At 30.3% G+C, this 25,572-nt stretch carries 26 protein-coding genes; 10 read left to right on the top strand and 16 right to left on the bottom strand.

Annotated features, from left to right (window positions below; genetic code table 11):
• Nucleotides 1–92: 92 nt before the first annotated feature.
• Nucleotides 93–1,112, bottom strand: coding sequence for a fla regulon two-component system sensor histidine kinase FlgS (flgS, locus tag ELQ09_RS07935; RefSeq protein ID WP_088303683.1), 1,020 nt, complete (start codon nucleotides 1,110–1,112; stop codon nucleotides 93–95).
• A 3-nt stretch (nucleotides 1,113–1,115) separates the two neighbouring features.
• Nucleotides 1,116–1,994 (bottom strand): DUF234 domain-containing protein, encoded by an 879-nt coding sequence (locus ELQ09_RS07930; protein WP_011812736.1) that lies wholly within the window; start codon nucleotides 1,992–1,994, stop codon nucleotides 1,116–1,118.
• 35 nt (nucleotides 1,995–2,029) lie between these two features.
• On the opposite strand from ELQ09_RS07930, the gene ELQ09_RS07925 reads away from it, so the two are divergent.
• Nucleotides 2,030–3,304 carry an aminotransferase class V-fold PLP-dependent enzyme gene (locus ELQ09_RS07925; protein WP_079747907.1) on the top strand — a complete coding sequence of 425 codons (1,275 nt, stop codon included), beginning with the start codon at nucleotides 2,030–2,032 and terminating at the stop codon, nucleotides 3,302–3,304.
• On the opposite strand, the gene purU is transcribed toward ELQ09_RS07925, so the two are convergent.
• From purU to ELQ09_RS07855, 14 genes are all read right to left on the bottom strand, one after another.
• Complete coding sequence (gene purU / locus ELQ09_RS07920) at nucleotides 3,301–4,125, bottom strand: formyltetrahydrofolate deformylase (RefSeq protein WP_134263885.1); 825 nt, start codon at nucleotides 4,123–4,125, stop codon at nucleotides 3,301–3,303. The genes ELQ09_RS07925 and purU overlap by 4 nt on opposite strands.
• The gene (locus ELQ09_RS07915; RefSeq protein WP_070316497.1) at nucleotides 4,122–5,240 is read right to left on the bottom strand and encodes a CCA tRNA nucleotidyltransferase; all 1,119 of its coding nucleotides are present in this window, start codon (nucleotides 5,238–5,240) and stop codon (nucleotides 4,122–4,124) included. The genes purU and ELQ09_RS07915 overlap by 4 nt, the downstream gene beginning before the upstream one ends.
• Nucleotides 5,209–5,700, bottom strand: coding sequence for a hypothetical protein (locus ELQ09_RS07910; RefSeq protein ID WP_002856776.1), 492 nt, complete (start codon nucleotides 5,698–5,700; stop codon nucleotides 5,209–5,211). Before ELQ09_RS07910 ends, ELQ09_RS07915 begins: the two co-directional genes overlap by 32 nt.
• A complete protein-coding gene (locus ELQ09_RS07905; RefSeq protein WP_002859818.1) occupies nucleotides 5,697–5,945 on the bottom strand; it encodes a tetratricopeptide repeat protein in 249 nt (82 codons plus the stop codon). The genes ELQ09_RS07910 and ELQ09_RS07905 overlap by 4 nt, the downstream gene beginning before the upstream one ends.
• 78 nt (nucleotides 5,946–6,023) lie before the next feature.
• Nucleotides 6,024–6,197: a Sec-independent protein translocase subunit TatA2 gene (gene tatA2, locus ELQ09_RS07900; protein ID WP_002852615.1), complete on the bottom strand. Its 174-nt coding sequence runs from the start codon at nucleotides 6,195–6,197 to the stop codon at nucleotides 6,024–6,026.
• A 9-nt stretch (nucleotides 6,198–6,206) separates the two neighbouring features.
• Complete coding sequence (locus ELQ09_RS07895; RefSeq protein ID WP_002852435.1) at nucleotides 6,207–6,545, bottom strand: chaperone NapD; 339 nt, start codon at nucleotides 6,543–6,545, stop codon at nucleotides 6,207–6,209.
• Nucleotides 6,538–7,452, bottom strand: a complete 915-nt coding sequence (locus tag ELQ09_RS07890) for a WD40 repeat domain-containing protein (RefSeq protein WP_134224962.1) — start codon at nucleotides 7,450–7,452, stop codon at nucleotides 6,538–6,540. Before ELQ09_RS07890 ends, ELQ09_RS07895 begins: the two co-directional genes overlap by 8 nt.
• 4 nt (nucleotides 7,453–7,456) lie before the next feature.
• Nucleotides 7,457–7,981 (bottom strand): nitrate reductase cytochrome c-type subunit, encoded by a 525-nt coding sequence (locus ELQ09_RS07885; protein WP_134263884.1) that lies wholly within the window; start codon nucleotides 7,979–7,981, stop codon nucleotides 7,457–7,459.
• On the bottom strand, nucleotides 7,978–8,760 hold the full coding sequence (gene napH / locus ELQ09_RS07880) for a quinol dehydrogenase ferredoxin subunit NapH (protein ID WP_010891886.1): 783 nt from the start codon (nucleotides 8,758–8,760) through the stop codon (nucleotides 7,978–7,980). The genes ELQ09_RS07885 and napH overlap by 4 nt, the downstream gene beginning before the upstream one ends.
• Nucleotides 8,757–9,497, bottom strand: coding sequence for a ferredoxin-type protein NapG (napG, locus tag ELQ09_RS07875; protein WP_134224963.1), 741 nt, complete (start codon nucleotides 9,495–9,497; stop codon nucleotides 8,757–8,759). Before napG ends, napH begins: the two co-directional genes overlap by 4 nt.
• A gap of 17 nt (nucleotides 9,498–9,514) precedes the next feature.
• Nucleotides 9,515–12,289 (bottom strand): periplasmic nitrate reductase subunit alpha, encoded by a 2,775-nt coding sequence (napA, locus tag ELQ09_RS07870; RefSeq protein ID WP_002861425.1) that lies wholly within the window; start codon nucleotides 12,287–12,289, stop codon nucleotides 9,515–9,517.
• A 247-nt stretch (nucleotides 12,290–12,536) separates the two neighbouring features.
• A complete protein-coding gene (tpx, locus tag ELQ09_RS07865; protein ID WP_070286046.1) occupies nucleotides 12,537–13,064 on the bottom strand; it encodes a thiol peroxidase in 528 nt (175 codons plus the stop codon).
• A 97-nt stretch (nucleotides 13,065–13,161) separates the two neighbouring features.
• Nucleotides 13,162–13,902 carry an AcfC family adhesin PEB2 gene (peb2, locus tag ELQ09_RS07860; RefSeq protein ID WP_088303689.1) on the bottom strand — a complete coding sequence of 247 codons (741 nt, stop codon included), beginning with the start codon at nucleotides 13,900–13,902 and terminating at the stop codon, nucleotides 13,162–13,164.
• Nucleotides 13,903–13,949: 47 nt separating this feature from the next.
• The gene (locus ELQ09_RS07855) at nucleotides 13,950–15,980 is read right to left on the bottom strand and encodes an ATP-dependent helicase (RefSeq protein ID WP_134224964.1); all 2,031 of its coding nucleotides are present in this window, start codon (nucleotides 15,978–15,980) and stop codon (nucleotides 13,950–13,952) included.
• Nucleotides 15,981–16,108: 128 nt separating this feature from the next.
• Between ELQ09_RS07855 and ELQ09_RS07850 the strand changes: the two genes are divergently transcribed.
• The 9 genes from ELQ09_RS07850 (at nucleotide 16,109) to ELQ09_RS07810 (ending at nucleotide 25,562) form a co-directional block, all read left to right on the top strand.
• Nucleotides 16,109–17,128: a hypothetical protein gene (locus ELQ09_RS07850; protein ID WP_070277349.1), complete on the top strand. Its 1,020-nt coding sequence runs from the start codon at nucleotides 16,109–16,111 to the stop codon at nucleotides 17,126–17,128.
• A 22-nt stretch (nucleotides 17,129–17,150) separates the two neighbouring features.
• Nucleotides 17,151–19,763, top strand: coding sequence for a valine--tRNA ligase (locus ELQ09_RS07845; RefSeq protein ID WP_088303691.1), 2,613 nt, complete (start codon nucleotides 17,151–17,153; stop codon nucleotides 19,761–19,763).
• A gap of 4 nt (nucleotides 19,764–19,767) precedes the next feature.
• Entirely contained in the window at nucleotides 19,768–20,778 is a 1,011-nt protein-coding gene (locus ELQ09_RS07840) for a methionine ABC transporter ATP-binding protein (protein WP_134224965.1), read from the top strand.
• Entirely contained in the window at nucleotides 20,775–21,686 is a 912-nt protein-coding gene (locus ELQ09_RS07835) for a methionine ABC transporter permease (protein ID WP_002861419.1), read from the top strand. Before ELQ09_RS07840 ends, ELQ09_RS07835 begins: the two co-directional genes overlap by 4 nt.
• 191 nt (nucleotides 21,687–21,877) lie before the next feature.
• A complete protein-coding gene (locus tag ELQ09_RS07830) occupies nucleotides 21,878–22,651 on the top strand; it encodes a MetQ/NlpA family ABC transporter substrate-binding protein (protein ID WP_044260557.1) in 774 nt (257 codons plus the stop codon).
• A gap of 48 nt (nucleotides 22,652–22,699) precedes the next feature.
• Complete coding sequence (locus ELQ09_RS07825; protein WP_096702887.1) at nucleotides 22,700–23,470, top strand: MetQ/NlpA family ABC transporter substrate-binding protein; 771 nt, start codon at nucleotides 22,700–22,702, stop codon at nucleotides 23,468–23,470.
• 9 nt (nucleotides 23,471–23,479) lie between these two features.
• Nucleotides 23,480–24,256: a MetQ/NlpA family ABC transporter substrate-binding protein gene (locus ELQ09_RS07820; RefSeq protein WP_070316506.1), complete on the top strand. Its 777-nt coding sequence runs from the start codon at nucleotides 23,480–23,482 to the stop codon at nucleotides 24,254–24,256.
• A gap of 83 nt (nucleotides 24,257–24,339) precedes the next feature.
• Entirely contained in the window at nucleotides 24,340–25,002 is a 663-nt protein-coding gene (gene flgA, locus ELQ09_RS07815) for a flagellar basal body P-ring formation chaperone FlgA (protein WP_002852578.1), read from the top strand.
• Nucleotides 24,999–25,562, top strand: a complete 564-nt coding sequence (locus tag ELQ09_RS07810) for a UbiX family flavin prenyltransferase (protein WP_052825567.1) — start codon at nucleotides 24,999–25,001, stop codon at nucleotides 25,560–25,562. Before flgA ends, ELQ09_RS07810 begins: the two co-directional genes overlap by 4 nt.
• Nucleotides 25,563–25,572: the final 10 nt, after the last annotated feature.

The raw sequence follows: 25,572 nt of genomic DNA, 5'->3' as shown, positions 1-25,572 counted from the left end.
TCCTTGATTTAGATTTTTTTGCCTTCAACCTAAATATATTAAAATAATATAAGCAAAATCTGTTCCGTTTTGGGGTGAAAAGAAAATATTTATCACACCAAAGGTAAGGTAAAATAAAAATTCTTAGGATCGCTTTGAAAACTTAACTCTCCCTTATGAGCGTTTATGATTTCTTTAGAAAGAGACAAACCAAGCCCATTGCCTTTAAGTTTTGTTGTTTTAAAAGCTTCAAAAACTAATTTCTCATCTTTTATTTCACAACCATTATCATACACTCTGATGCATATTTTTTCATTATCACAACTTGCTAAAATTTTAATCATAGGCTTTTCACATTCGCTTTCTTCTATCGCATCAATAGCATTATAAATCAAATTTTGCAAAACCAAACCAAGAAGAGCTTTATCAGCACAAATCTGCTTATCCAAAAAAGATATTTCAAAGTCTATTTGAGAAGTAAAATTATAAGAGTTAATGGCACTTTCACACTCTTCTTTTAACTCTAAAAGATTAAAATTTAAAGCATTGATGTGCACACCCTTAGTAAAAAGTAAAGTTGAATTTACGATACGCTCTACTCTAGCAATAGCCTTTTGGATTTCAAGAACTATATGCTTATTTTTAAGCTCACTACGAGCAAAAAGGGTTGAAGTAAGTAAAGATATAGATCCAATAGGATTTCTTATCTCATGTGCCAAATGAGCCGCCACACTGCCCATGCTTGCAAGCCTTTCATTGCGTTTTTCATCGCTAATATCTGTAGCTGAAACTATAGTTTTTTCATTATGTGCTATGATTTTTACCGCATAAAACCTACCTTCAAATTCAAGCTCATCGCGAATTTTATCAAGACTAATGATACTAAGTAATTTTGGATTTTTCAAGGCTTCTTGATTTTGTAAAATAATATTTTTTTCTTTATCTAAAATCCAAAGTGCACTAGGCAATACCTCTATAATCTCATCAACCATTGCGCGTAAGGAATTATAGTTTTCATTTAAAGTTTTGTATTCATTTTCTATTACATAAGTTTGTTCTATAAGACTTTCTAAGCCTTTTTGTAGGGTTTCTTTTTCATTTGAGTCTAAACTTTTTAAAATACTTTCATTCATTTATCATTCCTCTAATAAAATCTTAAAATCATTCAAATCAAGTAAAAGCAAATTCTGTTCGCATATTTTATCAAATTCCTTGCTAAAACCATTTTTTGAGATTATAATGTAATAATTTGGAGCCAAATTTAAAGACTTTGCTTTTGATTTTAAAAGATTTAAAATATTTTTACAAATTTTTTTATTTTTAAATTTAACCTCTCCGACAAAACACAAATTTTCATCTTGATAATAAAGATCAAGTTCTAAATTCTTATCCCAGTAACTTTGCACTCCATTGATATTGAATTTTTTCTCAAGCAATTCTCTAGAAAGCTGTTCAAAACAAAAACTTTGATAAAGTTCAAATTTTTCCTTAATACATTCTAAAACTTCTTTATAACGATTTTGCAAAATAAGCTTTTCATTGGGCTTTAAAAAATAAAAAAAGAAACGAGTAAAATGGTTGCTAAATATAATCTTATCTTGGACAACATAAGATCTTAGTTCTTTTTTGATTTTTTGTCTTTTATCTTTTATTTTTTTAGCTTCCTTACTATACTCAAGTTTTATTATACCTGTTTCTAAAAGATATTTAAGTGTAGATAAAGCTTTAAAATGCTGAATTTTTCTATTGATAGAAAAACGCTTGCGATTGTTTTTAGCTAGTAAAGTAAGAGCGTAAGAACTTGTTTCATCCAAGGCGAAATAACTTTTAATTTTTAGATAGTCATCAAGCAAAATTCGCTCTATATTTGTAAATACATCGTCTTCAAAATTTAAAATGTTTAATTTTTCAAAACCTTCAAACACGCTATAAAAATCAAAAAGCTTACTTAAAGACAAATTCTTATGCAAATCTACAAAGTTCTTAAATTTTATATTTTTCCTTTTATAAAGCATTTTTATAGTATAATTTTAGCAAATTTTTATAAGGATTGTATTTGCAAATTTCAGATTTAAAAAAAGAATTGATCTTAAAAAAAGGTATTTTGCATTTTGACTTCACAGCAAGTGCTTTAGCTCTAAAATGTGTAGAAAAAGAAATTTCAAAAATTCTCCCAACCTATGCAAACACACATTCTGATAGCTCTTTAAATTCTTTTAAAACTCAACAAATTTACGAACAAGCAAGAAAAGATATAAAAAAAAGTTTATCATTAGATGAAAATTTTGCCCTTATAGCTTGTGGAACAGGATCAAGCAGTGCTATTAAAAAATTTCAAGAATTGATCGGCATTTACATTCCCCCTCTTGTAAAAGAAAGATATTTTACGCAAATTGATAAAAATACTTTACCTTTAGTTATCGTAGGGCCTTATGAGCATCATTCTAATGAACTTTCATTTCGAGAAGGCTTGTGCGAATGTATTAGAATTCCCTTGGATAAAAATGGGGAAATTGATTTTGATTTTCTAGAAAAAACTTTACAAAAAAACAAAAAAAGAAAAATAATCGCTAGCTTTTCTTTAGCTTCAAATGTTACTGGGATACTAAGTGATTACAAACGCATTTCTGAAATGGTTCGTAAATTTAAAGGGATAGTTGCTTTTGATGCATCTAGTTTTATTCCCTATAAAAACATATCTTGTCAATACTATGATGCGTTGTTTATAAGTTCTCATAAATTAATCGGTGGTATTGGTGGTTCTGGACTTTTAGCCATCAAAAAAGATCTTTGTGGAAACAAGCCTAGCTTTGCAGCAGGTGGAACTGTGGGCTATGTTTCTCGCACTTCACAATGCTACCTTTGCAATGAAGAAGCTTTAGAAGAAGGAGGAACACCTGGAATTTTACAACTCATTCGCGCTAGCTTAGCTTTTAAAATCAAAGATTCTATAGGGATTAAAAATATAGAAAAAAAAGAAGAAATTCTAAAAGATTATTTTTTTGAGAAACTAAAAACTATACCTAATTTAATTTTATACGCAAAGAATTTAAAAACCCGATTGCCTATTTTTGCTTTCAATATCAAAGGAATTTCTCCTTTTGATATCGCTTACGAACTTAGTAAAAAATACCACATAGAAACACGCGCTGGATGTGCTTGTGCTGGGCCTTATGGTCATGATTTGCTAGGCTTAAAAGATAATCAAAAACTTAAAACAAAACCAGGTTGGTTAAGAATAAGCTTGCATTATACGCATGAAAAAGAGGATATTGATTATTTTTTTAATGCTTTAAATAAAACTATAGTAAAATTATCGCATTAAAATATTATAGTTTTATTATTATGTATAAAAATTCTATCTTCAAAAACCAAATCAAGTGCTTTTGAAAGAACATCTTTTTCTATATTTCTACCTGCTTGCTGCATATCTTGCCAAGTAAATTCATGGTTTACAGGTAAAACAGCTTGAGTGATAATAGGACCTTCATCAAGATTATTATTTACAAAATGTGCCGTAGCTCCAATTATTTTAACCCCTCTTTCAAAGGCTTGTTTATAAGGATTTGCTCCTATAAATGCAGGTAAAAAAGAATGGTGAATATTTATAATCTTACCTTCAAAATGCCTAACAAAATCAGGAGATAAAATTCGCATATATTTTGCCAAAACCAAATAATCAAATTTATATTGTTCAAGACATTTTAAAATCTGATTTTCTTGCTCTTTTCGATCTAAATTTTCAGCGCTGATAAAATGATAAGGAATTTCAAATTTCTCAACTAAATCCTTTAAAGAGTTGTGATTTGAAATCACAGCTTTGATATTTGCTTCAAGTTCGTTACTATAATGCTTTACTAGCAAATCTCCCAAACAATGACTTTCTTTAGTAGCAAAAACAACAATATCTTTTTTTCTCTTCTCGCAAAGTTCTATCAAGGATTCTTGTCCAAGCATAGCTTCAAGCGTTCCTATAAAAGCTTCTTTATCAAATTCACCTTCTAAAAGAGCACGAAAAAAAAACATTCCTTCGCCTACAAATTCATCGTTTTTTACTATATTGATATGATATTTAAAAATAACATCAGAAATTCTATAAATTAAACCTTTTTGATCTTTGGTGCAAATTTTTAATACAGAAATCATTTAGCTAAACCTTTTATATATTCTTTTAATTCATTCTCTCTTGCTTCTTGAAGCTTTAAACCAAGAATTTTACCACAAAATCCAGCATTTATGAAATCTTTTGCTAAAATTTTACTTTCAAACTTATTCTCATAAAGCCCTAATCTTTTAGCTTGCTCAATACGCTTTTTACTCCAAAGTCCAAGCCATTCCTTCAAAGGCATTTCAAAAGCAATTTTTGCTAGTTCAAAATCACTTATATCATCAAGATAAAAAGCTTGATTTGCGTATTTTAGGTATTCTTTTTTAAGTTTAGTTCTTTTAAAAAATATATCTTTTTCTAAATTAAAAAAATTCAAATACAAATACAAGAATAAAGCATCGCTTTTTACAAATTCTCTACTTTGTCTGAGTAAATTTTGAAATTCCAAACTCTTAAAAATACTCTCAAAGCCGAAAATCTGTTTTTCTAAGTCAAGTTCTTGCAAATATCTATAGCCAACATCAAGTCTAGGACTTTTAAAGAATTTATAAAGCTCCGCATTGATCCTATCTTTACTAAGATCAGTTATATCCATACTTTGCATCAATTTCAAGCTTTCACTAGTTATCTTAAAGTTAAACCTTGAAGCAAATACTACCGCTCTTAATACTCTTAAACTATCCTCTTGAAAGCTTTGTTTGTCAATATGCCTTAAAAAGCCTGCTCCTAGATCTTTTAATCCTCCGTAAAAATCTAAAAACTCATCGTTAAAAAGATTAATCATCATAGAATTTATGGTAAAATCGCGTCTTTTGGCGCCAAGTTTTTCATCATTGCAAATTTGAACTTCAAAACCTTTATGTCCATAGCTTATTTTGTTTTCAGTTCTAGCAAGAGCTAAATCATAATTTTTAAACTTATACACAAAAAAACTTTTTCCAAAGCCTTGTGCACCCAATTTTTGCATAATCTTTTCAAAATCTTTAAGTTTTATATCATAAAGCTCTATATCATAGTCACAAATTTTTAAACCTAAAAACAAATCCCTAACGCTACCTCCAACCAAATACGCTCGTTTGGTATAAGGCTTTAAAAACTCAGCAATAAACTGTAAATCGGAATTATTTTTTAAGCTTATCTTCGATATTTGCAAGTAAAAACTCTAAAAAATTTATGGTCAAGTTTAACCTATTTTCAAGATCATCTTTTTTTATACTATTTAAACCTTCAAAAAGAACTAAAATTCTCTCTCTAAGATGTTTTAAAAAAATATCCTCATTAAGCGTTTGAACCTCTGTCATAACACTAGGATTTAAAATTTCACTTTGTAAAAAAGGCTCTTCTTTTTTAAACTCTTTATTTTCCTGAGTAGAAATTTCAATATTATTTTGTATTTTTTGCTCTTCTTCAAATTTTGCCATAGAAATTTTATCTTCTAAGTCTTGCGGAGTATCGAGCTCTTCGCATACAAACTCCATAGGCGGTAATTCATCTTTTATTTCAGTTTTTCTATTTAATTCTTGTTCTTTTAAAATTTCATTTTGTCTTCTTTGCTCTTCCATGATAGAGCTAACTTCGCTAATGGTTTTTTTAGCTAAATCTTCCAAATTCATATTTTTATCAACCACCTTTTAAATTCATTAATTTCTTCATCGCTTTTCATATTAATAAAAAAATCCAACATTTGAGTGTTTAAGTCTTTATGCTTGGATCTAAAACCACTAAGACGACGAACCGCATCAATAGCGTTTTGGTTATCCGGATCTTCTTTTAAGATATTTTTATAAATTTCTAAAGCTTCGTCTTTTAACCCTTGAGCCTCATAGATAGAAGCTTCAGTGACTGTATTTTTCATCACTGTTTCCTAAAATTTTTCTTTAATTCTAGCAAAAAGCTTTTTAATTTATCTTTAAGAAAATAAAATGATTTTTAATGTCTATTTTGTTTTAAACAATTTTTCTATATATTCTTTTTTTTCTTTCTCTAAACTAGAATTTAATTCTTTTTGTTCTTTTTTAACTTGCACTTTTAAATCTTGATTTTTAAAATACACATAATCAATTCCAAAAATAACACCAATTATAATAAGCAATGGGATTAAAAATACCATCTTTACACTTTAAGAAAATTGATTAAATACACTACCATAGTAGCGAACATTCTCAGCATTTTCATTTTTTTCTATCGTTTCTATTGCGCCACTATTGATTGCTTTTTGGATATCATCATTTAAATCTTGATAAGAAAAAACCATATTAATACTGATAATATTTGGCAATTTCTCAAGCATTTTATAAGAGTTTAATTCATCTTCTAAATTTTCACTTTCAATCACAACTATAATCTTTTCATTTTCACAAAGTTCTACAGAACAAAAAGGAATTTCAGATATAGCCTTTTTTAAATCATTTATATATTCTTCTTTTGCTAAAATCAAAACACTAGAAAGATTATTCATCAATACTCCTAAACATTATACTATCACCAAAGCCTGAAACGATAAAATCTTTATTGTTTAGAAAAATAATAAACTCACTCATCAAATTTTCATTATTAAAAGTTTTAACAGGCTTAAAATCACTTGTGCTAAAAACTTCACTAACTCCAGCTTCATTATCGCTATAAACAGCGAATTCTCCATTAGGACTTAAAGCACAAGTATATATCAAAAAATCTTTTTGCAAAAAATTTTGCTCTTCATTTTTTACAACTCCTATACGCCTATCCGTTCCACAACTTAAAATAATATTATTTTTAAAATCTACTTGATAGATATTATCTTTATGCATTTTATCATAGTTTTTTAACATCTTCCAATTTTTCAAATCAAAAAGTTCTACTTCGCCACTCTCAAAACCTGCAACTAGTCTACTCTTATCTTCATTTAAAACTGCATCATTAAGACTAGAATGGGAAAAATTAAATTTTTTTATATTCTTTAAGCTTTTATCAATCAATTCTATTTCAGAACCAATAGAAATCAAAAGATAAGTATTTTCATTGATAAAAAATGCTTTTATTATGCTATTTTCTTCGAGCTTTTTGATTTGTAAATTTTCCTTATAAAAACTTAAATTTTTAGCACCAAAATCACCCTCGCTAAGTATTAAAAGTGTATGTTTAAAAACATCAATGTTGTAAATTTTAGCAAAATCATCGCCATAATAATTTTTAATCTTTGGCAAAGATAAAAGTTCTTTTAAACTTTTATCTTTAATGTTATATTGTAAAATTTCACCTTTATCAGTGCCTATATATAAGTTTTTCTTATCAAGCTTTAAAGCTGTTATATTGGCATTTAATTTCAGCTCATAAGCATAAGACAAAACACAAAAAAGACTCAAAATAAAAAGAAATTTTTTCATTTATCTACTTTACACCCTCATTAATCACATCAATTAAATTTGAACGACTTTTTAATTGTTCATTTTTAAATTCAGGTTTAAAGCTATTTCCCACTAAAGGTTTTGCATCGCTTTGTGGAACATGACACTGAGTACAATTAAAACGACTGTCGCTAATCATATCTCCTGTGGTTTTATTGTGTCTAAAATCATAATAATGACTAGCAGGAAGTGGAGTTGCACCAGCATCTGCTGCTATAGCCTTATCATGGCAGCTTAAACACATATTGTTATCTTTAGTTATAGGTAACAAATCTTCAATAGCATGCGGAATTAATGGTGGTGCATTTTCATAAGAACGCTCAAAACGAGTAGATTCCCCAGGTTGTAAAGTTATGAAATTTGCTTCCACTAAATTTACTTTATTTTCATTTTCTAAACTTGCTTTTCTAAGTCCAATTTGTTCCGAACTTACCCCACTATTCATTGCGCAAGCTGCAAAAAATACCACTGCAGCACTTCCTAATAAAACCAATTTCTTCTTCATTATTTATTCCTTAAATCAAAAATATTAAAATTCAAAGCATCATCATTACAAACTTCTATACATCTTGCACACCTTATACACTCTCCTGATTTCACGCTAGTACTTTCTTTTCCAACCATCCACAAAACCTGTTTTTCAGGACAAATACGGATACATTCATAACATTTAGTGCATTTATCACTATCATGCTTTATTTTAAGCAAAGCAAAACGAGAAATAAAAGCATAAAAAGCTCCTAGTGGACAAAAGTGTGAACAAATTGCCCTAGGGCTTAAAAAAGTATCGATACAAAAAAGTATAAAGGCTACAAAAATCCAAGAACTTGTAGCAAAAATAATCCCTCTATGTATCATTCCTATATAAGAAAAACTTTCAAACACGGGCAATGAAAATACAAAAGAAAGGACTAAAACCAAGACCAATACAAAATAGCGTAAATTTTTAGGCAAAATTAAAAATTTATTATTAAGGGTTAATTTATTTCGCACAAAAGCAGCAAAATCTGTGATTAAATTAACAGGACAAACCCAAGAGCAAAAAACCCTTCCTAAAAGCAAACCATAGATAAAAAATATAATCAAAGCTCCTATTAAAGCCATTAAATCTATACTCCAGCTTGCTAAAATGATTTGCAAAACCGCAAAAGGATCGCTTAAAGGTATGGTATTAAAAAGTCTAGAAGAACTTAAATTTCCCTGCAAGATAAAATCTGTAGCTTTAAAACTAAAAAGCGCTAAAATTCCAAGCTGAACGATGCGTCTAGCAATTAAATACTTCATCACAGTTCTCCATTATTTAAATAATTGGTTGCTTTTTTAGCATCAAAATGTTTTGAAGTAACTGCATTTTTTATACGACCTTCATCTTTTTCATCCCAGCCTTTTACATAATGAGATCCTGCTTTTCCCAATACATACTCCCTTGGCAAAACACGAATGGCCGGTTTTTCAGTAATACAAGCAAGTTCACAAAGCCCACAACCTACACACACTTCATGATCCACGCTAGGTAGTAAAAAAGCATGCTTGGCGGTGCGTTCATTGCGTTTAAGCTCAAGTTTTAAAGCCCTATCTATCAAAGGACAAGCTCTATAACAAGCATCACATTGAATTCCCCAGTGTGCCACACAAGAAGCACTATCAACAATAGCAATACCCATTTTCAAAGATTCTATACCCTGTTCTAAATGCTTTTTATCTAAAGCATCGGTTGGACATTCTCTAATGCAAGGAATATCCTTACAAAGATAACAAGGAATTTCTCTTGCCTTAAAAAAAGGTGTGCCATTTTTTGGACTATCTAACAAGCTAGCAAGCTTTAAAGTATCATAAGGACAGGCTTTTACACAAAGCCCACAACGAATACATTTGCTTAAAAACCTAGCTTCATCTTCAGCCCCAGGAGGACGCAAAGCATAATTATCATCGGCTTTTAAAGCCAAATTAGCCAAAAATCCGCCTCCTGTACATAAACATACAGCCTTAAAGGCACTAACGAAAAATTCTCTTCTACCTTTCATTTAATCAAAACCCTAAATTAAGCCTTGTAAATTTTTACAGCACATTTTTTAAAGTCAGTTTGTTTTGAAAGCGGACAAGTCGCATCCAAAGTAACTTTATTGATATATACATTCTCATCAAACCACGGCACATATACAAGTCCTACAGGCGGTTTGTTTCTTCCACGCATATCTACTCTTGCTTTTACTTTACCACGACGAGATTCCACCCAAACCAAATCACCTTGATTTAAGCCTAATTTCTCTCCATCTTTCTCACTCATATAGCAAAGTGCTTCAGGCACAGCGCGGTAAAGCTCAGGCACACGCATAGTCATAGTTCCACTATGCCAATGCTCTAAAACCCTTCCTGTTGCAAGCCAGAATGGATACTCTTTACTTGGTCTTTCAGGTGCTTTCATAAATGGCCTAAAGAAAATTTTAGCCTTATTTTTAATACTGTGCTCTTTTTCATCTTTAGGAGCTATTAAATCCCCATTTGTAAGCATTTTGTTAAAATCACCATAAAAAGCAAAATCTGAATTTGGAGCCGCTTTTTTAGCATAATAATCAAATTTAGTATTAAATCTCCATTGTGTTTCCTTGCCATTAACCACAGGCCATCTTAAACCCCTTACTTTATGATAGGTATCAAAATCCGCTAAATCATGTCCGTGTCCTAAGCCAAATTTACGATATTCTTCCCAAAGGTATTTTTGAACGAAAAAGCCATAACCTGTAAATTCTTTTCCATCACTGCCTTGAATTTTTCTCTCATCGCCTTTAACATCAGTATTATCAAAGCCTTTTGCGATAGCATCGTTTGGATTAAAGCTTTTTGCTTCTTTATTGGCAAATAGCACATCAAAAAGTGTATCATCTTCACTATAACCCATAGCTTTTGCCTCTTCTAAAACACTTGGCAAGGTAAGCTTATTATCCACTTTTTGCTCTTTCCAAACTTCTTTAAGCTTAAAGCGTTTTGCAAATTCTAAAATTTGCCAAGTATCACTCATGGCAGCACCTACAGGTAAAACTTGTTGTTTCCAATGTTGAGTTCTTCTTTCAGCATTACCATAAGCACCCCATTTTTCATAAATCATAGCACTTGGTAAAATAAGATCAGCTACTTTTGCTGAAATTCCAGGATAACAATCACTTACAACAATAAAATTATCCATTTCTCTTGCTGCTGCGATCCAGTGATTTGCATTTGCAGTGTTTTGCCATGGATTATTCACTTGCACCCATGCAAATTTAATTTTTCCATCTTCTAAATCTCTCATGATATTAAGATAAGGAGAGCCTGGTTTTGGGTTGATGGTCTTTGCAGGAACTTTCCAAATTTTTTCAGAAATTTCTCTGTGTTTTGGATTGGCTACAACCATATCTGCAGGCAAACGATGCGAGAAAGTTCCTACTTCCCTAGCTGTTCCACAGGCACTTGGCTGTCCTGTTAAAGAAAAGGCTCCACTACCTGGTTTAGCTTGCTTTCCTAGTAAAAAATGCACCATATAAGCTTGTTCATTTACCCAAGAACCTCTTGTGTGTTGATTAAAGCCCATAGTCCAAAAACTTACGACTTTGCGATTTTTCTCTATGTAAAGATTAGCTAATTCTTGAAGTTTTTTCTTAAAATCTTCCAAAGACTCATTATCATCACCTTTGGCTACTTTTGCAGTGTATTCCAAAGTATAAGGGGCTAAACCTTTTTTAAATTCTTCAAAAGAAATTTCCCAGTTTTTATCAGCCACACCTTGATGTTTCATTTCAAATTTATCACCCGCTTTAACGCCAAGATAAGATAAAGAAGTAGCCTCTTCATCGTCTAGAGTGATTACATTTTCTTTTTCAACTGTATCTTTTTCACTTTCTTTAAATTTTGGATGATTTGGATTATTTCTCATACCATAACCAATATCAGCATAACCAGTTGCAAATACGCAGTGATCTTTGATAAATTTCATATCCATAGCCTCTGGATGATTATAAACAATCTCTCTTGCTATGTAGTTCCAAATAGCCAAATCTGTATTTGGTTTAAAAATAATTTCAATATCAGCAATATTTGAAGTACGGTTAGAAAAAGTACTTAGATTAACAACTTTGACCTTATCAAGATTGCTTAGTTTTCTATCGCTTACTCTTGACCAAAGGATTGGGTGCATTTCAGCCATATTAGCCCCCCAAGTGATAATAGTATCTGTAAGCTCTATATCATCATAACAGCCTGATGGCTCATCTACACCAAAAGTTTGCATAAAACCAACCACTGCAGAGGCCATACAATGTCTTGCATTTGGATCGATATTATTTGTTCTAAAGCCCGCTTTTGCAAGTTTTAAAGCAGCATAACCTTCTTGGATGGTGTATTGCCCACTACCAAAAATCCCTATACCTGTAACGCCGAGTTCATTGTAGGCTTTTTTAAATTGTTTTTCCATTTCATCAAAGGCTCTTTGCCAAGAAACTTGTTGAAATTTGCCTTTTTTATCAAATTCGCCTTTTTCATTCATGCGAAGTAAAGGCATAACAAGACGATCTTCACCATACATGATCTTAGCATTAAAATAACCTTTGATACAATTAAGTCCGCGATTTACGGGTGCTGCAGGATCACCTTTTGTTGCTACGATTTTGCCATCTTTTCTGGCTATCATAATTCCACAGCCAGTTCCACAAAATCTACAAACAGCCTTATCCCATTTCCAATCTTCTTCTTGCGCGCCAAGCATAGAGCTTGGAACACTAAGTCCTGCAACACTAGCAGCACTTGCAATAGCGGTATTTTTAATAAAATCCCTTCTATTCATCCTTATTCCTCCAAAATAAAAAAATCATCTTATTATAAAAAATGGAGTATAAAAATCTCTTGAAATTTTAATAAAAATAATAATTTTAAAGCTCTATTTTATAGGAGTTTTATTGTCCTTTTTATATTTTTCTTACACAAAATAAATATTAAAAATAATCAACTTAACAATTAAAAAATAATCAACTTAAAATAATAAAAAAAATGAAGATGTAAAAATTAAGCCCTAAGAATGGGCTTAATCAAAATTAATGGCAACCACAACCACCGCAGCAGCTAGAACCACCAAAAAATGCATCAAGTTTTACAATATCTGGCATTTCTGTGATTTCATTTACAAGTTCTTTATATGCCACTTTACCCTCTTTAATCACAAATACAGCACGAGCTAAAAGCCCTTCTAAAGCACCTTCATTTATCAAAACACCATATTTTTCACCAAATTCTTTTGCCACAAAATCACTTGCGACACTTAAATTTTCAATACCTTCTGTACTGCAAAATCTTCCCATAGCAAAAGGTAAATCCATACTTACTACAATCACTTCAGCACCATTGTAACTGGCTACTTTTTTATTAAATTCTCTAGCCTCTGTAGCACAAACTGGTGTATCTAAGCTTGGAACACTTAAAATGATTTGAGTTTTACCCGCTGCACCGATTTCAATCACGCTTAAATCTTTAGCTTTAAGATTTACCTTAGGAGCATCTGCTCCAACTTCTACTGAATTTCCTTTAAGTTTTACAGGATTTCCTTTAAAATTTACTGTACTCATTTAATTTCCTTTTTTGATATTTTAAACATTATTACAATTAATGTTTTAGGAGTAATTATATCCTATAAATATTAATTATTTTTAATTTCACTGAAAATTATTTTATTTCTTTCCAAGTATATTTTTTCCACACTTTTTGAGCTTCCTTACTCTTAATAAAATCTACAAATTCTAAAGCTTTTTTATTTTCTAAACCTTTTTTTGTAGGAGCTATTTCAGCTGCACGATAAATCACTGCATTTTTATCTTTGATAAATAAAGCTTTATCATCGCCTAAAGCCTTTGCCCAATGAGACCAAATGATTAAAACATCAATATTTGGATTGTTATTCCACTCATCTACAGCAGCTTTGGAATTTTTAGCATAAATTTTTATATTTTTACGTAATTTTACCAAATTTTCTCTTTTTGCACTTTTTAAAGCCATATCTTCATAAAGTCCAACTTGTCCTGCACCATCAACCACCATAACATTTACGCCATCTTTTAAAATGTCTTCAAAATTTTTAATATTTTTTGGATTATTTGGACGCACGATAATACCTGATGGACGCACATTTAAAACGCTTAAATTTTCCAAACTTAAACTTGGAATTTTTTTAGCAAAATCATCCATCATTGAAGTATTGCCTGAAAAAATCAAATCTGCATTTTCTTTTGCTTTATCTATCCAAGCTGGAGTTGGACCTGCGGTTACAATCACCTTTTCTTTTGTTTTTTCCTCAAATTTTAAAGCAAGCTCTTTTAGCACAGAAGCAGGACCACCTGGACCATAAACTAAAATTTCAGCATTTAAAAAACTTGCTGCTACTAAACTTAAAATTAATATTTTTTTCATAAAATAAACCTTTCTTTATAATATAACTTACTTGAAAGGAAATTTTATCAATCTATAGTTAACTCTCCCTTGCAAAGCCCTGCTTCTATAAGAAAACGAGAAGGAGCAAAAGAAGTTTTTTTGTTTTTATCATATTTAGCATAACTTAAATAAAGTATATTTTTTGCCCTAGTTACCGCAACATAAAAAAGTCTTCTTTCTTCTTCTAAGCTTCCACCCATTCCCATAAGCTTTTGATTAGGAAAGCGACCTTGCGCAAGATCAATCACAAAAACAAGATCAAATTCCAAGCCTTTACTCGCATGCACGCTAAGCAAATTAACTCCTTTGCCACTACTCATTTCGCTTGCACCTAAAGTTAGAAAATTATAATACTTGTAAATATCGCTATAATTTTTTGTAAGCTCTTTTAAGACATTGAATTTTGTTTCTATTTTTTCTAAATTTTCACTCTTTCTTAATAAATCCACCTGCCCTGCTTTATTTGTCGCTCTTTTGGTTGCAAGTTCTTCGCAAATTTCTCTATAAAAAGAATTTTCACAAATTAAATTGACTAAAGTCAAAGAATGTTTTATTTCCATAGCTTTTTTTAAAAAAAGATAGATTTTTTCCAAATTTCTAGCGCACAAATCATTGATTTTTGAAAGTCTTAAAATAGGATGTGCATCAAATTCACTCTCAAATTTAAAACGAGTTTCGCTGGCTAATTCTTCCAAATCTGCAAAAAGCCCAAGTTGATAATTTCTTTTTTGATGATTTTGCAAATTTACATTTTTATCAGGATCTAAAAAACCTTTTATTAAATTTCCATGCCCTAATTTTAAAAGTGCGTCAAAAATTTCTTTTGCTAAAACTCCACCCACACCCTTGGTATATTGAACCAAATGAATAAAAGCCATGATATCTTTAGGATTTACCACAAGCGCAAGCATGGAGCTAAAAGCTTTAACTTCCAAACTTTCAAAAAAACTTCCACTTCCCTTTCTCACACTTGCAATACCCTGCTCCCTTAAAGCTACTTCAACCCCATCAGCACTTGAGTTGTTGCGAAAAATCACGGCAATTTCTTCCAAACTTACTCCGCTTGTAAGTATCATTTTGGCTATATTTTGATACTGATCAAATAATTCTTCAAAAGTAAGCAAAGATGGGGCTTTAAACTCATCATTTCTTGTAACAATAAGTTCTTTTGGATATAATCTTTCATTATTTAAAATCACTTTATTAGCCAAAGCTAAAATACTTCTTGATGAACGGTAGTTTTTATTTAAAGAAAAAATTTTTGCATCTTTAAAACGATCTTTAAACCCACCTATGATATTAATATCCGCTCCATTAAAAGCATAAATACTTTGATCATAATCCCCTACGCAAAACAAACTTTTACTATGAAAAGCCTCTATTAAGGAACTTTGCAAAGTGTTTGTGTCTTGATATTCATCTACTAAAATTTCATCAAATTCATATTTTTCTTCTTTTAAAAGCTCTTTTAGATCGATAAGTAAGTCATTAAAATCTACATAATTAAAACGCTTTTTTTCATTATCATATTCTTTTAAAATATCTTCATAAATTTCAGCATAAATACTTTGATCTTCGTAGTTTTGACAAAACCAAGTATAAAAATCTTGATTGTGTGCTTTGTTTTGAAACAAAGAATAAAGATCATATAAATAACTTGATTGATAAGGTTTTATATCACTTAAATGCCTAAAAGTTCTTTTTTCATAGACACTTTTAAGTAGAGTTTTTAACTCGCTTGCTTGCTTTAAGGCTATATTTTTATCCGCATTTCTAAGTAAGGTATAAGCCGTACTATGAAAAGTTCCTGCAAGTATTTTACTGGTAATATTTTTATCAAAAAATTTCCCTAAACGCCCTATCATTTCTTTGCTGGCTTTGTTTGTGAAAGTTAAAAGCATGATTTTTTGAGGTGCCACTCCCTTGCTTAAAAGATAAGAAATTCTTGCAACAATAGTAGAAGTTTTTCCCGTCCCTGCACTTGCAATAACAAGATTGTGTCCAAAATCAGCAGTAGCAGCAAGATATTGTTCATTATTTAATTTTGAAAGTGGCATTATTTTCCTTATAAAAGTTAAAATTATAAAAAAAAATTACTTAAAAATATAGAAATTTAAAATTACTTTATATTAGATTATAGTACAATGCTAAAATTATTTAACTTTCTGTTTTTAAGGGATAGCAAATGAATTTGAAAATTTTTTCTATTATTGTTGGCATATTAATTGCTGTTATTGTGATATTAGGTGGAACATATTATTATCTTTTTGAATATTCAAAACCAAAGAATTACACCTTAAATACCAACACTTACACCGAACAAAAATCGTATACCAATAACTACGATAATTCCTATTCACCTTCGATCCAAACCAACAATAGTTCATCAGATATAAATATTAATAACAATACCATCCAAAAGCAAGAAACAAACCCATTAGATGAAAATCAAAGCTTAAATAACAATACATTTAATACATCAATAAGCGAAAACAATCAAAGCTTAAATAATGACACCAATACAAGTAATAATATTAATACAAATGAAAATAAGCAAATTTTAGATACGGATAAAGAAAAATTAAAACAAGAAAATAAACAAGCCAAAATAGAAGCTCTTAAAAAAGAAATCAGCAAACAACAAAAGATCTTAGAAAGAGAAAGAGCTGTAAAAAAAGAACTTCAATCAAACAAATCAAACAAAAATAAATATCTAAATACCGCTAGAGAGTATCTAAGCATAGGAAAAAACAGTCGTTTAGAACCTGAACTTAGCACAGAAAATATGAAAGTTTATGTTTTAGATGGAAAATTTTTAAGCCAATACAGAATCAATCTGTTAAAAGATATGCTAAGCGTTATACAAGATAATGCAAAAGATTATTATCTAAGTATTTTTGTTAAAATGCTACCAAAAGGGGAAATGAAATTAACTATCTATAACAAAGAAATTATCTTTTCAGATATGAAAAAAGCTTATAAATATATTAGTCTAGATAGATTAAGCCCATATTTAAACAATCCAAAAGAATTAAATGAACATGTAGCACGTGAAGAAATTTTAGAAAGACTTAAACTTCAAATTAAAAAAGATGGCAAAGGAAGTGATTTTTCTAAACATATCAAAAGTTTGAAAACTGGACTTAATACAGCACAATATTTCTTCCCGTTTTGTGAAATTATAGAAATTAGCTCTATTAAATAAGCTAAAACAATAAAGGCAAATAATGTATGATAAAAATTTAGAAAAAGAGTATTATCAAATTTGCGAAGAACGCGGATATTTTGAGATCGATGGCAATAAAACCATACAAGAAAAAGATAAAAATTTCTGCATTATGATGCCTCCTCCTAATGTCACTGGAGTTTTACACATAGGACATGCTTTAACTTTTACTCTGCAAGATATTATGACGCGTTATAAAAGAATGGACGGTTATAAGGTTCTTTATCAACCAGGACTTGATCACGCAGGTATTGCCACTCAAAATGTTGTAGAAAAACAACTCCTTGCTCAAGGCATTAAAAAAGAAGAACTAGGTAGAGAGAAATTTATAGAAAAAGTCTGGGAGTGGAAAGAGCAAAGCGGTGGAAAAATTTTAGACCAAATGAGAACACTAGGCATCACTCCTGCATGGAGTCGCTTGCGTTTTACTATGGATGAAGGTTTGGTTAATGCCGTAAAAAAAGCCTTTGTGGAACTTTATGATAAAAGACTTATTGTACGTGGAAACTACATGATAAATTGGTGCACTCACGATGGCGCTTTAAGTGATATAGAAGTTGAATACAAAGAAAACAAAGGAAAACTTTATCATATTAAATACTTTTTAAAAGATAGCGATGAATTTTTAGTAGTAGCCACAACGCGTCCTGAAACTTTTTTTGGCGATACTGCAGTTATGGTGCATCCTGATGATGAACGCTATACTAAATTTGTGGGTAAAGAAGTGATTTTGCCTATAAGCAAAAAAGCCATTAAAATCATAGCTGATGAACATGTAGAAAAAGAATTTGGAACAGGAGTTGTAAAAGTTACTCCCGCACATGACATGAATGATTATGAAGTAGGACTTAAGCATAATTTAGAATTTATAAGTGTTTTTAATGAAAAAGGAATTTTAAACGAACATTGTTTAGAGTTTCAAGGTTTAGAACGCTTAGAAGCAAGAGAAAAAATCGTAACCAAACTTGAAAGTCTTGGTTTTATAGAAAAAATAGAAGAGTATAACAATCAAGTAGGATATTGTTATCGTTGCAACAATATAGTTGAACCTTATATCTCCAAACAATGGTTTGTAAAAAAAGAAATCGCCCAAGAAAGTATAGAAAAAGTTGCGCTTGGAGAAAGTAAATTTTACCCAAATCACTGGATAAATAGCTTTAATGCCTGGATGAAAGATTTAAGAGATTGGTGTATTTCAAGACAACTTTGGTGGGGACATCAAATTCCTGTCTATTATTGTGAATGCTCTCATGAATGGGCAAGCCAACATACGCCTAAAACTTGTCCGAAATGCCAAAGTCAAAATTTCAAACAAGATGAAGATGTGCTTGATACTTGGTTTTCTTCGGGGCTTTGGGCTATGAGTACTTTAGGTTGGGGGAATGAAAATTGGGGTAAAGATAAAATTTGGTCTGAAAAGGATTTAAAAGATTTTTATCCCAATTCTTTACTCATTACAGGTTTTGATATTTTATTTTTCTGGGTGGCTAGAATGATGTTTCAAAGCACTAATGCCTTACATCAACTTCCTTTTAAAGATATTTATTTACACGCTCTCGTAAAAGATGAACAAGGTAGAAAGATGAGCAAAAGCCTTGGAAATGTTATCGATCCAAATGAAAGCATTAAAGAATATAGTGCTGATATTTTACGCTTTACTTTAGCACTTCTTGCTATACAAGGACGTGATATCAAGCTTAGTAATGATAAACTTTTGCAAGTTAGAAATTTTACAAATAAAATTTATAATGCTACAAATTATCTGCTTTTAAATGAAAGTAAATTTGAAGATTTAGAAAATATTACACTTCATTCAGAATTAGCAAAATATATCTATGCCAAATTTCAAACTTGTGTTAAAGATGTAAGAGAAAATTTAGACAATTATCGCTTTAATGATGCAGCTAATACCCTATATAAATTCTTTTGGGATGATTTTTGCGATTGGGGTATAGAACTTAGTAAAGCCGAAAAATCAAGCGTTAAAGAACTTGGTAGTATTTTCAAAGAAGCTTTAAAACTTTTAAATCCTTTCATGCCTTTTATCAGCGAGTATTTATACCACAAACTAAGTGATACAGAACTTAAAACAAGCCCTTCTATTATGATAAGCAAATATCCAAAATTTAAAGAACAAGATAAAAATATAGAAAAAATCTTTTCTTTACTCATAGAAAGCATAGTTGGCATCCGTCGTGCTAAAAGCTTAATCGATCTTGGAAATTCTAAAATAGAAAAAGCTTATATCAAATTTAACGATAAAAAAATCAAAAATGAAATCAAAGCTTATATGAATTTTATCATGATGCTCGCAAAGTGCGAGCAAATAGAATTTAGTGAAGAAAAATTACCAAAGGCAATATGTGATGTTAGCGAGAATTTAGAAATTTTCATTACGCTTGAAAATGTTGATTTAAGTGGTATTTTAACAAGACTTGAAAATCAAAAAAATAAGCTTGAAAAAGAAAGCTTCAAGCTTAACTCCATGCTTTCAAATGAAAAATTCATTGCTAACGCACCTAAAGAGGTGGTGGAGCAAAATAAAGAAGCTCTAGAAAATTTAAAAATTCAACTTGAAAAAATATCAGTTGAACTTCAAAATCTAAGAGGTTAAAAATTTGATAAAAATAAAAAATTTAAAAAAATATTATGACAAAGAACTCGTGATAAACGATGTTTCTTTGGAGATTAAAAAGGGCGAAATTTACGCCATAGTAGGTCATAGTGGAGCTGGAAAATCCACTCTTTTAAGATGTATTAATGGACTTGAGAATTATCAAGAAGGAAGCTTAAAAGTCTTTGATCAAGAAATTAAAGATTTAAGTCAAAAAAAATCAAAAGAGCTGAGAATGCTTAGAAAAGATATAGGGATGATTTTTCAAAATTTTGCCCTAATGGAGCGCAAAAATGTATTTGAAAATGTTGCTATGCCCTTAAGAACACACTATACTCAGTGTAAATTTCATGCCAAGCTTTTTAATAAAGAATACATGAGCGAAAAAGAAATTGCCCAAAAAGTCAATTCTTTACTTGAAATCGTAGGACTTGATCATAAAAACAAATCCTACCCAAGAGAACTGAGTGGGGGGCAAAAACAACGCGTTGCTATTGCTAGAGCCTTAGCTTTAAACCCAAAAATTTTACTTAGCGATGAAGCTACTTCGGCTCTTGATCCAAACACTACAAAAAATATTTTAGAGCTTATATCTAAAATCAATGCTGAATTTGGGATTACTGTTGTTTTAGTAACTCACGAAATGGATGTGGTAAAAGACATAGCTCAAAAAGCTTTATTACTTGAACATGGACAAATCATAGGAAGTGGAGCAATTGATGAGCTTTTTTTAAGGCCTAATGCTAAAATGAAAGAATTTTTAGGAGAAAGCGACTTCTTACCTGAGCACGGACTTAATATCAAACTTTACTTTCCAAAAGAAGTTGCCCAAAATAGTGTCATCACTCATATGGCAAGAACTCTAAATATAGACTTTAACATAGTTTGGGGTAAAATAGAAAAACTTAATGGAAAAGCCTTGGGAAATTTAGTTATAAATATAAATGAAAAGGATAAAGACAAGGTTCTTGATTACATAGAAAAAAGTGGAGTATTATGGGAGGTGGCATCATGAATGAAGAAAACATCTCTATCATCAGTGCTTTTTTTAGTAGAATTTCTCAATTTTTTAATGAATTTTCTTGGCAGGATATTAAAGAAGTGAGTTTAAGTTCTATCACAAGTTTCAGTGAAAATTATGAAAACATTTTAAAACCTGCACTTAATGAAACAATTTATATGAGTTTAATGGCTGTACTATTTGGATTTTTATTGGCTATTATTCCTGGAATTTTACTTGCTATTTGGGATAAAAATGGAATTAAAGAAAATAAAATCGCTTATAGCATTTTAGATTTTATTACAAATATACTGCGCGCCTTTCCATTTTTAATTCTTATAGTTGTTCTTTTACCACTTTCTAAAATCATAGTAGGCACAAGCATAGGTACAAATGCTGCCATAGTTCCTTTAGCTATCGGAATAGCTCCTTATTTGGCAAAGATGCTTGAAAGTGCTTTTAAAGAAATAGACAAAGGAATCATAGAAGCAGCAAAAAGTTATGGTGCTAGCAATATTCAAATTATCTTCAAGGTTATCTTTAGTGAAGCCCTTCCTGCTATAATTAGCGGAATTACCCTAACTTTGATCTTTACCATTGGTTTTTCTGCTCTTGCTGGAACTGTCGGTGGTGGAGGATTAGGAGATGTAGCTATTCGCTATGGTTATGAAAGATTTAACAAAGAAGTTATGATTCAAACTGTAGTTATTTTACTTATATTAGTTCAGTTAGTTCAAATTCTAGGTAATTTATTTTATACTTGGGCTAAAAATAGTAAAACTACATATATTATTGCCACTCTATTGATTTTACTTGGAGTTAGCATAGTCATCAATATAAACAATGATGAAAATTTCTTTTGGCAAGTAATTGTTTTTATCTTATTTTTAGGAAGTTTGCTTTATAAAGGTTTCAAAAAATAAGGAGATTATATCTCCTTTTAAGATAAATATAAGTTTTTTTAAGTAGAATTTAAACAAAAAATTAAAGGAAATAGAATGATGTATCAGATGCGCTAATCTGACTATCAACAAGTTTTTATATGCTTCTTCCTGATAGTCAGAGTGAATTTATTAAGATTAAAGCAAGCACAAAATGACTAAAAAGGAAAAAAATGAAAATCAAATCTTTATTTATAGCAAGTATTTTAACATTAAGTCTTAATGCAAATGCATTAGAAACCATCACAGTTGCAGCAACTCCCGTCCCTCATGCTGAAATCCTAGAGCAAGTAAAACCTGATTTAGAAAAACAAGGCTATAAACTTGAAATCAAAGAATTTACGGATTATGTTTTACCTAATCTAGCTGTTGATAACGGAGAAGCCGATGCAAATTTTTTCCAACATACTCCTTATTTGGAAGAATTTAATAAAAACAAAGGCACCAAACTTATCAAAGTAGCTGCCATACACATAGAACCTATGGCTGTTTACTCCAAAAAATACAAAAGTCTAGATGATATTAAAGAAGGGGTTAAAATCGCCATTCCAAATGATCCAACCAATGAAAGTAGAGCTTTAGATATTATTGCAAAAAAAGGTTTGGTAAAATTTAAAGATAAGGCTTTAAAAACACCTCTTGATATTATAGACAATCCTAAAAAAATTAAATTTGTAGAATTAAAGCCTGCACAACTTCCAAGAGCTTTAGATGATGTTGATTTTGCTGTAATTAATTCCAACTACGCTCTCTCTGCAAATCTAAATCCTGCAAAAGATAGCGTATTTATCGAAGATAAAGAAAGTCCGTATGCAAACATTCTTGTTGTAAGAGTGGGACATGAAAACGATCCAAAAATCAAAGCCTTAACCCAAGCTCTACAAAGTGATAAAATCAAACAATTTATCATAGAAAAATACAACGGATCTGTTTTACCTGCTTTTTAATTTTGTCCCTTACCTAGGGACTTTTTTCTTAAATACAAAGGAGTTTTTATGAATTTATTTAAAATTATTATACTCGCTTGCATTCTAAATTTATCTAGTCTATTTGCACAAAACATTACTATAGGAGCCACTCCAAATCCTTTTGGTAGCTTACTAGAACTAATGAAAGATGATTTTAAAAACAAAGGGTATGAGCTTAAAATAGTAGAATTTTCAGACTATATTTTGCCCAATCGTGCATTAGAGGAAAAAGAACTTGATGCAAATTTATATCAACACAAACCTTTTTTAGAAGAATACAACCTAAAGAAAGGTTCAAATTTAATTGCAACAACGCCTGTACTTATAGCTCCAGTAGGAGTTTATAGTAAAAAAATCAAAAATTTAGAAAATCTTAAAGAAGGTGCTAGAGTTGCTATACCTAATGATGCCACCAATGAAAGTAGAGCTTTAGAGCTTTTAGAGAAAGCAAAATTAATAGAGCTTAACAAAAATACTCTAAAAACCCCATTGGACATAAACAAAAATCCAAAAAAACTTAAATTTATAGAGCTTAAAGCCGCACAACTTCCAAGAGCTTTAGATGATGTTGATATTGCTATAATTAATTCTAATTTCGCACTTGGAGCCGGTCTGAATCCAAGTAAAGATACTATTTTTAGGGAAGATAAAAATAGCCCTTATGTAAATTATGTTGTGGTACGCTCAGAAGATAAAGATAGCGAAAAAACCAAAGTAATTGATGAAATTTTAAGAAGCGATAAATTTAAAGCCATCATTAATGAACATTATAAAGATATATTAATCCCAGCTTTTTAGGAGTATAGCATGAATATTAAAAAAATATTTTTAAGTGTTTTATTTACAATTAGCCTTGGTTTTGGAGCAGATAAAACCATAATCATAGGTGCAACACCAACGCCTTATGCTGAAATTTTAAATTTCTCCAAACCCTTATTTCAAGAAAAAGGTTGGAAGTTAATAATTAAGGAATTTAATGACTATAATATACCTAACATCGCTTTAAATGAAAAAGATTTAGATGCAAATTTATATCAGCATAAACCTTTTTTAGATGATTTTAATACCCACAAAGGAACAAATTTAAGTTCTTTAGATGCTATTGTTTTAGTTCCTATGGCTATATATTCTAATTCCATAAAAGATATAAAAGATATTCCTAATGGTGCTAAAATCGCTATACCTAATGATGCTACCAATGAAAGCAGAGCCCTTGATTTACTAGCTAAAGCAAATTTAATAGAATTTAAAAGTCAAAACACCCTTAAAACCCCTATTGACATAAGTAAAAATCCAAAAAATCTTAAATTTATAGAGCTTAAAGCCGCACAACTTCCAAGAGCCCTAAATGATACTGATTTGGCTATTATTACCACAAACTATGCTCTTGGAGCAGGTTTAAACCCTTTAAAAGATGGTATTTTTATGGAAGATAAAGATAGTTTATATGCTATTGTTTTAGCTACAAGAAAAGGTGAAGAAACAAGTCAAAAAAGTCTTGTTATTAAAGAAATTTTAACAAGCGATAAAATTAAAAATTTCATCATAGAAAAATACAAAGGCTCTGTTATCCCTACTTTTTAACTCTATACAAAGCCTTCTAAAGGCTTTGTTAAACTTATAAAAGCTAAAATACTATTTATTGCATTATAATTCTTAGGATAAAAATGAAAATTATTTTTTTAACTTTTTTTATTGTGATAAATTATATCCAAGCAGCTAGTTTAGAAGAAATCAAAACAGCACTAGCTAAAGAATTTAGAAATAATTTCCCTAAAATTATAATTTCTCAAATTGATTTAAAAATAACATCACTGCCTAAAGATTTTGATCAATATGAATTTCTAAGAATCGCTAATGGGCGTTTTAATCAAGCACAAGGCTTTTTAAGGGCTGAATTTAAAACTCCGCAAAATATACAAAAAAATGTATTTTTTAGATATTTCATTCAAGCAAATTTAGAAGTTTTAAAAAGCGAACGCGCTATAAAAAGAGGAGATAAACTTGGAGCTTTTGACTATAAAAGCGTATTGATTGATTTTGATAAAGTTCCTTTAAATGCCTTAACCTTAGATGATGTGGATAATCTTGTAGCTAAAAGCAATATTAACAAAAACGCCATTTTAAGGGCAAATATGTTTAAAACCACAGCTTTAATACGCCGAAATGATCCTATAATCGGGGTTTTAAGCGAAGCAAATGTTGATGTTTTAATCGAACTTGTGGCTTTGCAAAGTGCAAATATGGGCGAAAGGATTCGTGCAAAAAACAAAGAAGGTAAAGTTATGCAAGGCATCGTAGTGGGTAAAAATAGGATGATTATACAATGAAGGTTTTATTAGGAATTTCTGGTTCAAGCAGTGTCAATTTAGGCTTAAAATTATTAAAAAATTTAGAAAATCAATGCGAACTTTATTGCATTTTAACCCAAGGTGCTAAACTTAGCTTCAAAGCTGAAAATCGAGCAAATTTAGAAGAAATTTGTCAAGAAAATTTTAAATACACTCATTTTTTAGATGATAAAAATTTAAGTCTAAGTGTAGCAAGTGGATCTTTTGGAATAGAAAAAACTATCATTGCTCCTTGTTCGATTTCAAGTTTAGCAAAAATTCACGCTGGTTTTGCAGACACTCTTTTAATGCGTGCTGCAGCAGTAGCCTTAAAAGAAAGAAAAAAACTCATCTTAGGTGTACGCGAAATGCCTTTTTCTACTTTAAATTTAGAACATATGTTAAAACTTAGCCAAATGGGAGCTATCATCGCACCTCCTATTATCGCAAGTTATTCTAGAGCAAACAATCTAGAGCAAATGGAAAATTTTATCGTAGGTAAATGGTTAGATCTTTTAGAAATAAAACACAATTTATATGAAAAATGGCAAAATTTTTAGTTTAAATTTG

The sequence above is a fragment of the Campylobacter sp. CH186 genome, from assembly GCF_004378925.1.
Classification (GTDB): Bacteria; Campylobacterota; Campylobacteria; order Campylobacterales; family Campylobacteraceae; genus Campylobacter_D; species Campylobacter_D jejuni.
The sequence above is the reverse complement of the archived record's forward strand: the minus strand, read 5'-3'. Positions and strand labels throughout refer to the sequence as shown.

What these genes read in the sequence shown, in the direction of transcription:
- flgS (WP_088303683.1), bottom strand. Translation starts at nt 1,112, where the DNA reads ATGAATGAAAGTATTTTAAAAAGTTTAGACTCAAATGAAAAAGAAACC.
- ELQ09_RS07930 (WP_011812736.1), bottom strand. Translation starts at nt 1,994, where the DNA reads ATGCTTTATAAAAGGAAAAATATAAAATTTAAGAACTTTGTAGATTTG.
- purU (WP_134263885.1), bottom strand. Translation starts at nt 4,125, where the DNA reads ATGATTTCTGTATTAAAAATTTGCACCAAAGATCAAAAAGGTTTAATT.
- ELQ09_RS07910 (WP_002856776.1), bottom strand. Translation starts at nt 5,700, where the DNA reads ATGAATTTGGAAGATTTAGCTAAAAAAACCATTAGCGAAGTTAGCTCT.
- tatA2 (WP_002852615.1), bottom strand. Translation starts at nt 6,197, where the DNA reads ATGGTATTTTTAATCCCATTGCTTATTATAATTGGTGTTATTTTTGGA.
- ELQ09_RS07895 (WP_002852435.1), bottom strand. Translation starts at nt 6,545, where the DNA reads ATGAATAATCTTTCTAGTGTTTTGATTTTAGCAAAAGAAGAATATATA.
- ELQ09_RS07890 (WP_134224962.1), bottom strand. Translation starts at nt 7,452, where the DNA reads ATGAAAAAATTTCTTTTTATTTTGAGTCTTTTTTGTGTTTTGTCTTAT.
- napG (WP_134224963.1), bottom strand. Translation starts at nt 9,497, where the DNA reads ATGAAAGGTAGAAGAGAATTTTTCGTTAGTGCCTTTAAGGCTGTATGT.
- napA (WP_002861425.1), bottom strand. Translation starts at nt 12,289, where the DNA reads ATGAATAGAAGGGATTTTATTAAAAATACCGCTATTGCAAGTGCTGCT.
- tpx (WP_070286046.1), bottom strand. Translation starts at nt 13,064, where the DNA reads ATGAGTACAGTAAATTTTAAAGGAAATCCTGTAAAACTTAAAGGAAAT.
- peb2 (WP_088303689.1), bottom strand. Translation starts at nt 13,902, where the DNA reads ATGAAAAAAATATTAATTTTAAGTTTAGTAGCAGCAAGTTTTTTAAAT.
- ELQ09_RS07855 (WP_134224964.1), bottom strand. Translation starts at nt 15,980, where the DNA reads ATGCCACTTTCAAAATTAAATAATGAACAATATCTTGCTGCTACTGCT.
- ELQ09_RS07850 (WP_070277349.1), top strand. Translation starts at nt 16,109, where the DNA reads ATGAATTTGAAAATTTTTTCTATTATTGTTGGCATATTAATTGCTGTT.
- ELQ09_RS07845 (WP_088303691.1), top strand. Translation starts at nt 17,151, where the DNA reads ATGTATGATAAAAATTTAGAAAAAGAGTATTATCAAATTTGCGAAGAA.
- ELQ09_RS07835 (WP_002861419.1), top strand. Translation starts at nt 20,775, where the DNA reads ATGAATGAAGAAAACATCTCTATCATCAGTGCTTTTTTTAGTAGAATT.
- ELQ09_RS07830 (WP_044260557.1), top strand. Translation starts at nt 21,878, where the DNA reads ATGAAAATCAAATCTTTATTTATAGCAAGTATTTTAACATTAAGTCTT.
- ELQ09_RS07825 (WP_096702887.1), top strand. Translation starts at nt 22,700, where the DNA reads ATGAATTTATTTAAAATTATTATACTCGCTTGCATTCTAAATTTATCT.
- ELQ09_RS07820 (WP_070316506.1), top strand. Translation starts at nt 23,480, where the DNA reads ATGAATATTAAAAAAATATTTTTAAGTGTTTTATTTACAATTAGCCTT.
- flgA (WP_002852578.1), top strand. Translation starts at nt 24,340, where the DNA reads ATGAAAATTATTTTTTTAACTTTTTTTATTGTGATAAATTATATCCAA.
- ELQ09_RS07810 (WP_052825567.1), top strand. Translation starts at nt 24,999, where the DNA reads ATGAAGGTTTTATTAGGAATTTCTGGTTCAAGCAGTGTCAATTTAGGC.